General features: G+C 73.1%; 13 protein-coding genes. 6 read left to right on the forward strand and 7 right to left on the reverse strand.

Annotated features, from left to right (window positions below; all coding sequences use genetic code 11):
- Nucleotides 1–197: 197 nt before the first annotated feature.
- From VT50_RS30090 to VT50_RS30115, 6 genes are all read right to left on the reverse strand, one after another.
- A complete protein-coding gene (locus VT50_RS30090; protein WP_046090395.1) occupies nt 198–1,466 on the reverse strand; it encodes an HD-GYP domain-containing protein in 1,269 nt (422 codons plus the stop codon).
- A 434-nt stretch (nt 1,467–1,900) separates the two neighbouring features.
- Nucleotides 1,901–3,334 (reverse strand): HD-GYP domain-containing protein, encoded by a 1,434-nt coding sequence (locus VT50_RS30095; RefSeq protein WP_046090419.1) that lies wholly within the window; start codon nt 3,332–3,334, stop codon nt 1,901–1,903.
- A 269-nt stretch (nt 3,335–3,603) separates the two neighbouring features.
- On the reverse strand, nt 3,604–3,933 hold the full coding sequence (gene rsrA / locus VT50_RS30100) for a mycothiol system anti-sigma-R factor (protein ID WP_046090396.1): 330 nt from the start codon (nt 3,931–3,933) through the stop codon (nt 3,604–3,606).
- A complete protein-coding gene (locus VT50_RS30105) occupies nt 3,930–4,619 on the reverse strand; it encodes a sigma-70 family RNA polymerase sigma factor (protein ID WP_046090397.1) in 690 nt (229 codons plus the stop codon). Before VT50_RS30105 ends, rsrA begins: the two co-directional genes overlap by 4 nt.
- Nucleotides 4,620–4,941: 322 nt before the next feature.
- Nucleotides 4,942–5,646, reverse strand: coding sequence for an alpha/beta hydrolase family protein (locus VT50_RS30110; RefSeq protein WP_240529371.1), 705 nt, complete (start codon nt 5,644–5,646; stop codon nt 4,942–4,944).
- Nucleotides 5,646–6,464: an SOS response-associated peptidase gene (locus VT50_RS30115; RefSeq protein ID WP_046090398.1), complete on the reverse strand. Its 819-nt coding sequence runs from the start codon at nt 6,462–6,464 to the stop codon at nt 5,646–5,648. Before VT50_RS30115 ends, VT50_RS30110 begins: the two co-directional genes overlap by 1 nt.
- A gap of 46 nt (nt 6,465–6,510) precedes the next feature.
- Between VT50_RS30115 and VT50_RS30120 the strand changes: the two genes are divergently transcribed.
- From VT50_RS30120 to VT50_RS30135, 4 genes are all read left to right on the forward strand, one after another.
- A complete protein-coding gene (locus VT50_RS30120; RefSeq protein ID WP_046090399.1) occupies nt 6,511–7,224 on the forward strand; it encodes a M50 family metallopeptidase in 714 nt (237 codons plus the stop codon).
- A gap of 172 nt (nt 7,225–7,396) precedes the next feature.
- The gene (aroA, locus tag VT50_RS30125; RefSeq protein ID WP_046090400.1) at nt 7,397–8,773 is read left to right on the forward strand and encodes a 3-phosphoshikimate 1-carboxyvinyltransferase; all 1,377 of its coding nucleotides are present in this window, start codon (nt 7,397–7,399) and stop codon (nt 8,771–8,773) included.
- Nucleotides 8,774–8,785: 12 nt separating this feature from the next.
- On the forward strand, nt 8,786–9,793 hold the full coding sequence (rsgA, locus tag VT50_RS30130; protein ID WP_046090401.1) for a ribosome small subunit-dependent GTPase A: 1,008 nt from the start codon (nt 8,786–8,788) through the stop codon (nt 9,791–9,793).
- 244 nt (nt 9,794–10,037) lie between these two features.
- A complete protein-coding gene (locus VT50_RS30135) occupies nt 10,038–10,361 on the forward strand; it encodes a DMT family transporter (protein WP_046090402.1) in 324 nt (107 codons plus the stop codon).
- Between the two features lie 71 nt (nt 10,362–10,432).
- On the opposite strand, the gene VT50_RS30140 is transcribed toward VT50_RS30135, so the two are convergent.
- Nucleotides 10,433–11,020, reverse strand: coding sequence for a TetR/AcrR family transcriptional regulator (locus VT50_RS30140; protein ID WP_046090403.1), 588 nt, complete (start codon nt 11,018–11,020; stop codon nt 10,433–10,435).
- 173 nt (nt 11,021–11,193) lie between these two features.
- Between VT50_RS30140 and hisN the strand changes: the two genes are divergently transcribed.
- Both hisN and VT50_RS30150 read left to right on the forward strand, forming a co-directional pair.
- On the forward strand, nt 11,194–11,988 hold the full coding sequence (gene hisN / locus VT50_RS30145; RefSeq protein ID WP_046090404.1) for a histidinol-phosphatase: 795 nt from the start codon (nt 11,194–11,196) through the stop codon (nt 11,986–11,988).
- Between the two features lie 188 nt (nt 11,989–12,176).
- Nucleotides 12,177–12,569 carry a CBS domain-containing protein gene (locus VT50_RS30150; protein ID WP_046090421.1) on the forward strand — a complete coding sequence of 131 codons (393 nt, stop codon included), beginning with the start codon at nt 12,177–12,179 and terminating at the stop codon, nt 12,567–12,569.
- The last annotated feature ends 47 nt before the right edge of the window (nt 12,570–12,616 follow it).

Below are 12,616 nucleotides of genomic sequence, written 5' to 3' on the forward strand. Positions count from 1 at the left end.
CTCAGCCCGACCCCTCACGCTGCGGCCGGGATGCGACACCCACCACACCTCCTTGCCACCGGCCATCTGGCCTGGCTCCCCTCTCCTCGCATCCAACCATGCCCCTCGGGAGCCCCGCTCATTACCGGCGAGTTCTCAGTTCTCACCGGAGGCGGCCGTAGACCCCGTTCTCACGGCGCGTGGCCGTGAACCCCTTCTCACCGCGGGCGGCCGTAAACCCCGCGCGACAGCACCGTGGCCAGCGCCTCGACCACGACCGGGTCGAAGTCGCGCGCCGTGGCCAGCCGCAGCCGCTCCAGGGCGCGCAGCGCCGCCGCCCCGGCCGCCGCTCCCCCGGCCGCGGGCCCGCTCACCAGTTCGGTGTACGCGTTCACCGCGCGCACGATACGCGCGGCGAGCGGCTGCTCGCGGTACGGGTCGGCCTGGCGCTCCACGACCAGCGCCACCTCGGCGGGTACCCCGGTCTGGCGCACCACAGCACCGCCGAGCAGCGCGATTTTGCGCTGCTCGGCGGCGGGCAGCGGCTCGGTGGCCCCGGCGGGCACCGGGTCCACCAGCGACAGCTGGCCGATGTCGTGCATCAGCGCCGCGTACTCCAGCACGGTCAGCCGGGGCTCGGAGAGGCCCAGCTCCCGCCCCACCGCCCGGCTGAGCCCGGCCACCTCGCGGGCGTGGCCCGTCGGGGTGTACCCGGCTATCTCGGTCGAGCGGGCCAGGGAGGCGATGGTCTGGCGGTAGGTGGCCCGTATCCCGGCGTAGCGGCGGTAGGAGTACTGGATCAGCAGCAGCGGCACCGCCAGCACCGGCACCGGCCACAGCCCGGCCACGGCCACGGTGAGCGCCATGACGGCCGCCGTCGCGCACACCGCCGCCCCGACCCCGGGCAGCGACCGCAGCTCGTCCCGGAGCAGCGGCCCGTAAGGCCAGCCGGTACGGGCGCGGGCGAGGGCGGCGGCGAGAACGGCGTCGCACAGGGCGGTCAGGGCCAGCAGGACGAGCAAATAGCCGACGAGGGACGGCCCATGGCCGAGCCAATCGGCCAATCGGCCAGTGCGGTGCAGCGGTTGGAAGCAGACGGCGGCGAACGCGGCGGTCAGCACCCGGCGGGCGGTGTGGCCGGGGTCGACCGGACAGCCGAACGCGAGCGGTGCCACCAGCCCGGCGAGCGACGCGGCCACGACGACGGCGACCGCCTGGAGGACGCCGTGGCTGGCGGGCTCCCCGCCGAGCCGCCCGAGCAGGGCGTATCCGAGGGCCCCGGCGGCGGCGAGGGGCGCGGGCTCACCGCGCGGATCGGGCACTCCCCCGCCACCGCCCGGCAGCGCGGGCGGCGCCTCGACGCACCGGATCGCCTCCCCCACGGCGATGAGCGCCCCGAAGGCCAGCGCCGCCTGGGCCTGCCGCACCCCATGCCACTCGGTCCACACCAGCGCCACCACGGCGAGCGCCCCGGCCGCGCCATACACGGCGACGACCGTAAGGCCGCCATAACGCCCCCGGGATATGCGCCCCCGCCCCTCCTCACGGACGGCGGCGATCTCGGCTCGCTGGCGCCGGTCGCGATGGAGAGCACGGGCATGCCGCTCGGCGAGCCGGGCGAGAGCGTACGGGGTGCGGTGGCCGCCCCCACCCGAGGCGGAACGGATCGCCCTCCCGGGCCACCGAGCCGCACCCTCATCCCGCTCCCGCGCCCCGCCGGGACGCCCCGGGGCCCCGCCCCCGCCCGGGGCGCCCGGGGCACCCCCGACCCCCACATCGGCCGGCCCGGGACCGGGGTGGGCCGGGGGGACCGGTCCGGCTCTGTCTGGGGTGGCCGGGGCGTCCCCGGACTCGTCGTCGGCCGGGCCGGAGGCCTGGGGGGAATCGTTCGTGCCGGGTGGGGTGGGGTGCTCTGCGGGGCTCATGGGGCACCGCCGGGGGTGCCCGCGCCGGGGGTGTCCAACGCGTCCGGGGCCCCCGCCCGTACCAGGGGCGGGACGAGGTCGGCTCCTGGCGGGACGTTTCCGCGCTCCTCAGGGGCGTCCGCGGTGACCGCCGCGTGCCAGCCGTGGCGGTCCAGGGCGCGGGTGAGGGCACGCACCATGCGGGGGTCGAACTGCGAGCCCGCGCACCGCCGCAGCTCCTCCACGGCCGTGGGCACCGGCCGGGCCCTGCTGTACGTACGCGTGGAGGTCATCGCGTCGAAGGCGTCCGCCACCGCGACCACCCGGGCGAACTCCGGGATCTGCGCCCCGGCGAGCCCGTACGGATAGCCGCTGCCGTCCAGCCGCTCATGGTGGTGGAGGATCGCGGCCCGCGCCTCGCCCAGGAAGCCGATCCCGCGCACCATCTCGTCGCCGTACTCCGGGTGGAGCTCGATCACCCGGCGCTCATCAGGCGTCAGCGGACCGTTTTTGCGCAGCAGCCGGGTGGGCACGCCGAGCTTGCCGACGTCGTGGAGGATGCCCGCGATCCGCACCGCCTCCAGCCGGTCGCCGCTCATGCCCAGCTCGCGGGCGATCATCGCGGAGGCGCGGCCGACGCGCTCGCTGTGACCACGGGTGTAGCGGTCCTTGATGTCGACCGCCTGGACCAGGGCCCGGATGGTGGCCTGGTGGGCGGCGCTCTCGCGGCGGTAGAGCACGAAGCCGCAGGCGCAGACGTACATCGGCAACAGCACCAGCAGGGCCGCCGCCGGTCCGTAAGGGCTGCGCCACAGCACCGCCATGGCCAGCCCGGCGGGCCCGTGCACCAGGTACGGGGCGAGGGAGCCGGGCAGCCGCCCCCACCAGGCGGCGCGCGGGGACTGCCGGTCGGCGGTGACCAGCACCCCGCCCTCCAGGGCGGTGGCGGTCAGGCCCAGGACGAGCGCGGCGGCCACGGCGGCCGCCAGGGCGTACGGAAAGCCGGGCGCACCGGTTGCACCGGACGGCGCCTGCCCAGCGGGGGCCTGGGCGGCGTCGCCGAGGGCCCAGAGCGCGCCGAGGGCCCCGGGGCCGTCCAGGGCCGCGAAGGCGCACGAGGCGGCCCAGACGGCCAGCGAGAGCCGCGCGGCCCGCCAGGCCCGCCGCGTCCCGGCCGGTGGCCGCTCGACGCGGGCGAGCAGCGCACCGGGCACGGCGACCAGCGCCGCGGCGGCGGGCGGCAGCAGAAAAGCCCCGGCCAGAAGGACGGGGCTGCACCATTCGGGCCAGCGGCCGCGGACCCTGGAGCCCACCGCGTGAACCGCCGCGAGCAGGGCGGTCGTGGCCCAGGGGACGGCCGCTCCGGGCCGTACGGCCGGGGCGGCGCAGTACGCCCCGGCGAGCACGGCGCACAGCACATAGGCGCGCGCCCCGTGGGGAAGTGCCCGCACGGTGTCCTCCTCCCCATCCATCCATGTCCATTGCGCCGCCCCTGTCGGGCGGGGCGGGTCAGGTGGTTGGGGAGCTTAGGGCGAGGCGGGGCGGATGGGATCGGAGGGACTGTCCGATTACACCCCTTCGAGTGATGATCTGATCACCGAAGGTGGGAATGAGAACGCGCCAACTCGATTCGCGTTCGACCGGGAGTCCACCGAGGCATTAGCCCGGCGGGGTCCGCGGGGGCCCGTGCCCCCGGGTCACTCCTGGGCGCGCCCCAGGGTCACTCCTGGGCGCTGCTCGGCGCGTTGCCCGGAGCGTTCGTCTCCGCCGTGATCTCGCGCTCCGGCACCGCCTGCCCGGAGCGGATCAGCTCGATCCGCCCCATGACCTTCGACCGGAGGTCGGCGGGCACGTCGTCATGGCCGCAGCACCGCTTGACCAGCTTCTTCACGGCCTTCTCCAGGCCGTACTTCTCCAGGCACGGGGAGCACTCGTCGAAGTGCACCTGGAACTTGGCGCAGTCGCCGTCCGGCATCTCGTGGTCGAGGAACTCGTAGAGGTGGTCGAGCACCTCGGAGCAGTCCGTCTCATGCGGCTCTCCGCAGCTCATGAGTCCGCGCCTTTCCGATCGTGCGACTCGTCCCCCGTGCCGCCCGCTCCGGCCGGGACGAGTCCGCGGCCACGGGCGTAGTCCTCCAGCAGACCGCGCAGCTGGCGGCGCCCACGGTGCAGCCGGGACATCACCGTACCGATGGGTGTACCCATGATGTCCGCGATCTCCTTGTAGGCAAAGCCCTCGACGTCCGCCAGATAGACCGCGATGCGGAACTCCTCGGGGATGGCCTGAAGGGCCTGCTTGACATCGGAGTCGGGCAGGTGGTCGAGGGCCTGCGACTCGGCGGAGCGCAGACCGGTCGACATATGCGACTCGGCGCGTGCGAGCTGCCAGTCCTCGATCTCCTCGGCCGCGCTGCGCTGGGGCTCCCGCTGCTTCTTGCGGTACGAGTTGATGAAGGTGTTGGTCAGGATGCGGTACAGCCACGCCTTGAGGTTGGTGCCCTCGCGGAACTGGTGGAAGGACCCGTACGCCTTGGCGTAGGTCTCCTGCACGAGGTCCTCGGCGTCCGCCGGATTACGCGTCATCCGCAGCGCGGCCGAGTACATCTGGTCCAGGAAGGCAAGGGCGTCCCGCTCGAAGCGCGCGTTCCGCTCCGAGGACGACTCCTGCGACCGCTCGACCGGCTCTCCCTCGGTCACGCCGTCGGTACCTGCGTCGGTCCCAGTGACCTGACCCACCTCCTCCAGCTTCGTGTCGGGTCCGGATGTGGACCCGCTCGAATCGGAGAATAGACGACGATCCGGTGCGCCCGCCGCTCCAATCTTCACGGCCTGCGCCGCCTGCAGCTGAGACCAGTCCAGGTCAGCGGCCTGTGGACGGGCCGGGCAAGCAAGCGAACCCATGCGGGGGACTCCCTTTCCTCGTATTCCGCGTATCAGTGCCTCTTACACGGTGAACACCGACAGCCCGTTCAACACGGATCCCTCCTGCCGCATTCCCGCCCCGGGCCGGGCGGGGCGGGAATGCGGCGAGGTGGGGCCAGTGGCCAGCGGTCGGCGATCAGCCCAGGGCGCGCGGCAGCCAGTCCCCGACGGCATCCGTGATCAGGGCAAGCGCCGCGGGCTCGTCGAGGTCCGCCGACTTCGGCAGCCCGAAGCCGTGATCGCCGTACGGAACCTCCACGAGCTCCATGGCCGCAGGCAGCTCCGGAAACTCCTCCGGTCTCCCGAACGGGTCCCGGCCGCCCTGGACGATCAGCGTCGGCACGCCCGTGGCCAGCAGCTCCCCGGCCCGGGACCGCTCCGGCTTGCCCGGCGCGTGCAGCGGGAACGACAGCGCCAGCACGGCCTTCGCACCCAGCTCCTTCGCGGTCCGGCAGGCCACCCGCGCCCCCGCGCTGCGGCCGCCCGCCACGATCGGCAGTCCGGCCTTCTGCAGCACGGGCCATACGGCGCGCCATCCGGTGTCGAGGGTCGAGGGGGCGGGCGCGATCTTCTTGCCCGCCACCCGCCACGGCTGCTCGACCAGCGCGACGCTCACACCGAGCCCGGGGAGCACCCCGGCCAGCGCGCGCAGGTCCCGCGCCTCGATGCCCCCGCCCGCGCCGTGGCTGGCGGCGAGCAGGGCGTGGGCGCCGGGGGCGCGGTGCCAGGTGATCCGGGCGTCCCCGGCCGGGGTCGCCACCGTCTCGGTGGCCGCCCGGGGCGTCTCGGTTCCCTGAGGCGCGTCGGCCGCCCCAGATCCCTCCGTCTTCTTCGCGGCCATCAGAACAGCGTGCCCTCCTCCGGGGCCTCGAGCTCCTCCAGCAGCTCGGGGCCGTTGTTACGGACATCGCTGACCCCGGTGGCCACCGGATAGGCCCGCAGCAGCCCCGAGGGCGGCGGTGCCAGCAGCGGCAGCAGGTCGTCGGGGTCGGTGCGGCCCGGATCCAGCCAGGAGTCCCAGCGGTCCTCGGTGAGGACCAGCGGCATCCGCGGGTGGATCTCGGCGAGCGAGCCCGGCCCCTCGTCCCGTGCCGCGCCCCCGAAGGGCTCCTTGTCCGCCTCGGTGGTGATCACCGTGCAGGTGACCCACCACGCCCGGGGGTGCTCGTCCGGCAGCGTACGGTCCCGCCAGAACTCGTACAGCCCGGCCAGGGCCATCACCGAACCGTCCACCGGGGTCACGAAGTACGGCTGCTTGCGGGGCCGCTTCCGCTTGCCCTTTTCCTCCAGCTGCCGCTCCCCCGCCGCGGTGACCCACTCGTAGTAGCCGTCGGCGGGCAGGATGCAGCGCCGCGAGGCGAACGGCCGCCGGTAGGACGGCTTCTCGTGCACGGTCTCGGCCCGTGCGTTGATCATCTTCGCGCCGCCCTCGGGGGACTTCGCCCAGGACGGCACCAACCCCCACTTCAGCGCCCTCAGCTGACGAACCGGACGCGGTTCCCCGGCGTCCTTGAGGGGGCGTTCGAGCACCGCGTACACGTCCTTGGTGGGCGCGACGTTCCAGTCCGGCGCCAGAGTCTCCTCCGGCTCCCACTTCTCCACTCCGAAGATACCGACAAGATCCTCCGGCCTCCGGCTCGCTGCGTATCGACCGCACATAGGTGCCACACTGCCACGACCTACCGACGCGAGGAGCCGCCCGCACATGGACGCAACGAACGCCGCCGATCTATGGGACCGGGTGACCGGCGCCCAGCCCGACCCCACCACCTGGCTGGTCGTCTCCACCGGCGTGATCGCGTTCGCGGTCGTGGTCTTCCGCACCGCCTGGCGAATAGCCCGTAACGCCATCACCATCGCCCACGAGGGCGGCCACGCCGTGGTCGCCGTGCTCAGCGGGCGGCGGCTGGACGGCATACGGCTGCACTCGGACACCTCCGGGCTGACCGTCTCGCGCGGCAAGCCCACGGGCCTGGGCATGATCCTCACCGCGGCGTCCGGCTACACCGCCCCGTCCCTGCTGGGCCTCGGCGGCGCCTGGCTGCTGGCGGCGAACCACATCACCCTGCTGCTGTGGGGGACGACGGCGCTGCTGGCCGCGATGCTGGTGATGATCCGCAACGCCTATGGCGTCCTTACGGTCGTCATCAGCGGGGCCGCCTTCTTCCTCGTCTCCTGGCTGACCGGTCCTGACGTCCAGGCGGGGTTCGCGTATGCCGTGGTGTGGTTCCTCCTCCTGGGGGGCGTGCGTCCGGCGTTCGAGCTCCAGCGCAAGCGCCGTCACGGCGGCGCGTACGACTCCGACCCCGACCAGCTCGCCCGGCTGACGGGCATTCCGGCCGGCGCCTGGCTGCTGCTCTTCCATGTGGTCTCGCTGTGTTCGCTGCTCGCCGGAGGGCGCTGGCTGCTGGGGTTGTGACCTGGGTGACCCCTGGGTGCCGGTTGCCCCGGCGCCCCCGGTTGGCCCCCGGTGACCCCGTACGAGCGCCCGGCGCGCTTCCATCAGTGCCCGTAGCAGCGCCGTGTTTCGACTGGGTTTCGCCACTTTCGATCAAGATTGGCACTCCGGGCGAACCACTAAAGTGAGACCCATGACCGGCATTGAGACCTCCCCGGGCGACCACACCGCCCTCTGGCCCGCTCCGACCGCCGATGGAGCGGTCGACGCGACCGTCACCGTGCCCGGATCCAAGTCGGTTACCAACCGCGGTCTGATCCTGGCCGCGCTCGCCGCCGAACCCGGCTGGCTGCGCCGCCCGCTCCGCTCCCGCGACACTCTCCTGATGGCCGCCGCCCTGCGCGCCATGGGCGTCGGCATCGAGGAGACGGTGTCCGACGGCGCCCTCGGCTCCGGCGGCCCCTCCGGCGGCGGAGAGGCCTGGCGGGTCATCCCGGCGGGGCTGCACGGCCCAGCCACCATCGACGTCGGCAACGCGGGCACCGTGATGCGCTTCCTGCCGCCGGTCGCCGCGCTGGCCGACGGCCCCGTCCACTTCGACGGCGACCCCCGCTCCCACGAGCGCCCGCTGCACGGCGTGATCGACGCGCTGCGCGCCCTGGGCGCCCGCATCGACGACGACGGCCGCGGCGCGCTGCCGATGACCGTGCACGGCGGCGGGGCGCTGGACGGCGGCCCGGTCCGCGTCGACGCCTCGTCGTCCTCCCAGTTCGTGAGCGCGCTGCTGCTGTCTGCGCCGCGCTTCAACCAGGGCGTCGAGGTGCGCCACATCGGCGCCGCGCTGCCCTCCCTGCCGCACATCCGGATGACCGTGGACATGCTGCGCGCGGCGGGCGCGCGGGTGGACACCCCGGAGGCGGGCGGCGAGCGGGGCGTCTGGCGGGTGGCGCCGAGCGCGCTGCTCGGCCGGGACCTGGTCGTCGAGCCCGATCTGTCCAACGCGGCGCCGTTCCTGGCCGCCGCCCTGGTCACCGGCGGCCGGGTGACGATCCCTGACTGGCCGGAGCGCACCACCCAGCCCGGGGACGAACTGCGCCGGATCTTCACCGAGATGGGCGGTTCCTGCGAGCTCACCGACACCGGTCTCGCCTTCACCGGGACGGGCCGGATCACCGGGATCGACGCCGATCTGCACGAGGTCGGCGAGCTCACCCCGGTGATCGCGGCGGTCGCGGCGCTGGCCGACTCCGAGTCGGAGCTGCGCGGCATCGCCCATCTGCGACTCCACGAGACCGACCGGCTCGCCGCCCTCGCCAAGGAGATCAACGAGCTGGGCGGGGACGTCACCGAGACCGAGGACGGCCTCCGGATCCGCCCGCGCCCGCTGCACGGCGGGATCTTCCACACCTACGAGGACCACCGGCTGGCCACCGCCGCCGCCGTGCTCGGCCTGGCCGTCGACGGCGTGCTGGTCGAGAACGTGGCGACCACCGCCAAGACCCTCCCCGACTTCCCCGGTCTGTGGACCGGCATGCTCGACGCGACGACGACCTCGGCGCGGAGATCCTGAGAGCCTGGACTCATGCGCCGCTACGGCAAGCACACCGACGAGGACGACGTTCGGATCCGCCCCAACCGCAAGGGCAACCGGCCGCGCACCCACATCCGCCCCAAACACGAGGACGCCGCCGAGGGATTCGTGCTGACCGTCGACCGCGGCCGGCTCACGGTCCTGGTCGAGGACCGCACCATCACCGCCATGAAGGCCCGCGAGCTCGGCCGTAAGGGTGTCGTGGTCGGCGACCGGGTCGCGGTCGTCGGCGACCTCTCCGGCGACAAGGACACCCTCGCCCGGGTCGTCAGGGTCGAGGAGCGCTCGTCCGTCCTGCGCCGCACCGCCGACGACGACGATCCGTACGAGCGGGTGGTGGTCGCCAACGCCGACCAGCTCGCGATCGTGACCGCCCTGGCCGACCCGGAGCCGCGCCCGCGGCTGATCGACCGGTGTCTGGTGGCCGCCTTCGACGCGGGCCTGGAGCCGCTGCTCGTCCTCACCAAGTGCGATCTGGCGCCCGCCGACGGCATGTTGAAGACCTATGAGCCGCTCGGTATCCCTTATGTCGTCACCAGCCGCGACGAGCTGGCCGACGGCGAGACCGCCGACCGGGTCCGGGAACGGCTGACGGACCGGATCACCGTCTTCGTCGGCCACTCGGGCGTGGGCAAGACGACACTGGTGAACGCGCTGGTCCCGGACCGCCAGCGGGCCACCGGCCGGGTGAACGCGGTCACCGGCCGCGGCCGCCACACCACCACCTCCGCGCTCGCGCTCCCGCTGCCCGACGCCAAGGGATGGGTGATCGACACCCCGGGCGTACGGTCCTTCGGGCTGCACCACGTGGACCCGGCACGGGTCATCCACGCCTTCCCGGACCTGGAACCGGGCACCGAGGGCTGCCCGCGCGCCTGCAGCCACGACGAGCCGGACTGCGCGCTGGACCAGTGGGTGGCCGAAGGCCACGCCGAACCGGCCCGGCTCTACTCCCTGCGCAGACTGCTGTCCACTCGCGAACGCCGAGAGGGCGACTAGCCCCACCCAACACACCAGAGCTTCGCCCTGGACCCCGGGGATGTGGGCGGAGCCCCGGCTTTGGGGAAGGGCGGGGAGAGGAACAGCCCGGCGCAGGCGTCACCGTCCACCGGACACCCCCTGGAAAGCGTGTTTGCCGCTCCAACCGGACGGTAAATGGATAATCGCATCAAGCATTAAGCAATCCAGGCGACCGGGATGGCCCCGGCGATGGCAGCCCACGGCGACACGGGAGGGCATCTCTATGGCGTGGCTGCTGGTCGTGGTCGCCGGGCTACTCGAAACCGGCTTCGCCGTCTGTCTCAAGCTCTCGCACGGCTTCACCCGCCTATGGCCGACGATCGCCTTCTGCGCCTTCGCGCTCGGCAGCTTCGGACTGCTGACGCTGTCCCTGAAGAAGCTCGACGTGGGGCCCGCGTACGCGGTGTGGACCGGGATCGGGGCCGCCGGGACGGCGATCTACGGCATGGTCTTCCTCGGCGACCTCGTCTCCACGCTCAAGGTCATCTCCATCACCCTGGTGATCGTCGGCGTCATAGGGCTCCAGCTCTCCGGCTCGGCCCACTGAGCCCGCAAACGGACAGCCCGCCGCAGGCGTCACCATCCGCCGGACAGCCCGCAACGCCTGCTCGGACCGGCTCAAGCCAGCACCGTGCGCACCATATGGGCCACGTCCGACGCCGGGGCGGGGGCCAGTACGTAGGAGAGGGCCAGCCTGGTGGCCGCCTCGCAGGCCAGCGGCAGCTCGACCGCCCCCGGCGGCCAGTCGGATTCCAGCAGCCGCACCGCCCGGTCCCGCGCCGCGCCGAGCAGCTCGCCCGGCGCGGGCAGCGGGTCCAGGGCCGGGCCCGGGGCCGGATTCCCCGGCGGTGACGGGCTTACGGGCTTCGGCAGCCGCTCGTCCCAGCAGCCCGTGAGCACCGCCCGCACCAACGGGTTCTCGGTCGCCGAGCGGACCGTCCACACCGCCGCGGCGGCCAGCCGATCCCTGGGGGCCGCAGCGCCGGACCCCTCGGACAGCGCCCGCTCGACCCCGTACAGATACGCGTCGGCCTCGCGCCGCACCAGCGCGCGGGCAAGGCCCTCCTTGCCGCCGAACTCGTTGTAGAGGGTCTGCCGGGAGACCCCGGCCGCCGCCGCGACCTCGGACATCCGCACCCTCCGCCATGGCCGCCGCTCGAGCGCCGCGAAGGCCGCGTCGAGCAAGGATTCACGCGCTGCGGGCATCGTCGCCTCCCAGAGCGGGCATCGTCACCTACCGGCCTGGCATGTGCCCGACAGAATTGACGGGCCGCCAGATGAAGTCAAGAGCCCCGCACGAGCGGGCCGTCCAGCCGTAGTCCCCCGGTCGTTGTGGAGTCGTGTAGCTCCGCGACTTTTCCTGTCGATACTGTTCGGCCATGGCCGACTACCACGATGACCTGCGTTTCGCCCACGTTCTCGCCGATGCCGCCGACGCGACCACCATGGAGCGGTTCAAGGCGCTCGACCTCAAGGTCGAGACAAAACCCGATATGACGCCGGTGAGCGAGGCCGACAAGGCGACCGAGGAGCTGATCCGCACCTCGCTCCAGCGCGCCCGGCCGCGCGACGCGGTGCTCGGCGAGGAGTTCGGCAGCGAGGGCAGCGGTCCGCGGCGCTGGGTGGTCGACCCGATCGACGGCACCAAGAACTATGTGCGCGGGGTCCCGGTCTGGGCCACCCTGATCGCCCTCATGGAGCGCGGCGAGGGCGGCGACCGGCCGGTGGTCGGCGTGGTCTCCGCACCGGCGCTGGGACGGCGCTGGTGGGCCGCCGAGGGGCTGGGGGCGTACACCGGGCGCAGCCTGTCCTCCGCGAGCCGGCTCGCGGTCTCGAGGGTGAGCGACCTCTCCGACGCCTCGTTCGCTTACTCCTCCCTCAGCGGCTGGGAGGAGCGCGGCAGGCTGCACGGCTTCCTCGAGCTGACCCGCGCCTGCTGGCGCACCCGTGGCTACGGCGACTTCTGGCCGTACATGATGGTGGCCGAGGGCTCGGTGGACATCTGCGCCGAACCGGAATTGTCGCTGTGGGACATGGCGGCCAATGCGGTGATCGTCCAGGAGGCGGGCGGCCGCTTCACCGGGCTCGACGGCGTACCGGGCCCGAACAGCGGTGACGCGGCGGCGTCCAATGGTCTGCTGCACGGGGCGATGCTGGACTACCTGCGGCCCTGAGCGCCCCTCCGGGGCTGACCGGAGTGTGAACCGGAGCGCGGGGCGCGCTCCGCGGCAGATCGGCTTCCGCGCGCCCTTGTTGGACCCGCCAAGGCATGTGAACATGAGAATCCAGAACCTTGTGAACTTGTGAATCCTTTCTCTAATGGGATCGGGGATTCACCAAGGAGGTGGCTCCATCCATGCCCGTGCACGTCCGTGACGCCATGAGCTCGGTGGTCCTCACCATCGGCCCCGCTCACACCCTCCGCCAGGCCGCCCGGCTGATGTCGGCGCGCCGGGTGGGATCGGCCATCGTGCTCGATCCCGACACCAGCGGTCTGGGGATTCTCACCGAGCGCGACATCCTCAACTCCGTGGGGGCGGGCCAGGACCCCGACCAGGAAACCGCGCACGACCACACCACCGCCGACGTCGTCTTCGCCGCCCCCGGGTGGACGCTGGACGAGGCGGCCCGCGCGATGTCCCAGGGCGGCTTCCGCCATCTGGTCGTCCTCGACGCGGGCGACCCGGTCGGGGTGGTGTCGGTGCGCGACATCATCCGCTGCTGGGCCCCGGCACCCCAGCCCGTACCTGCGTAAGGGCCCGGCGCACACCGTGCCCGGCGCACCCACCGGCACCCCGAAGA

The organism is Streptomyces antioxidans, assembly GCF_000968685.2.
In the GTDB taxonomy this organism is placed as follows: domain Bacteria; phylum Actinomycetota; class Actinomycetes; order Streptomycetales; family Streptomycetaceae; genus Streptomyces; species Streptomyces antioxidans.

Coding starts and splice junctions, on each gene's coding strand:
- rsrA (WP_046090396.1), bottom strand. CDS start 3,933: ATGAGCTGCGGAGAGCCGCATGAGACGGACTGCTCCGAGGTGCTCGAC.
- VT50_RS30110 (WP_240529371.1), bottom strand. CDS start 5,646: ATGGCCGCGAAGAAGACGGAGGGATCTGGGGCGGCCGACGCGCCTCAG.
- VT50_RS30115 (WP_046090398.1), bottom strand. CDS start 6,464: ATGTGCGGTCGATACGCAGCGAGCCGGAGGCCGGAGGATCTTGTCGGT.
- VT50_RS30120 (WP_046090399.1), top strand. CDS start 6,511: ATGGACGCAACGAACGCCGCCGATCTATGGGACCGGGTGACCGGCGCC.
- aroA (WP_046090400.1), top strand. CDS start 7,397: ATGACCGGCATTGAGACCTCCCCGGGCGACCACACCGCCCTCTGGCCC.
- rsgA (WP_046090401.1), top strand. CDS start 8,786: ATGCGCCGCTACGGCAAGCACACCGACGAGGACGACGTTCGGATCCGC.
- VT50_RS30135 (WP_046090402.1), top strand. CDS start 10,038: ATGGCGTGGCTGCTGGTCGTGGTCGCCGGGCTACTCGAAACCGGCTTC.
- VT50_RS30140 (WP_046090403.1), bottom strand. CDS start 11,020: ATGCCCGCAGCGCGTGAATCCTTGCTCGACGCGGCCTTCGCGGCGCTC.
- hisN (WP_046090404.1), top strand. CDS start 11,194: ATGGCCGACTACCACGATGACCTGCGTTTCGCCCACGTTCTCGCCGAT.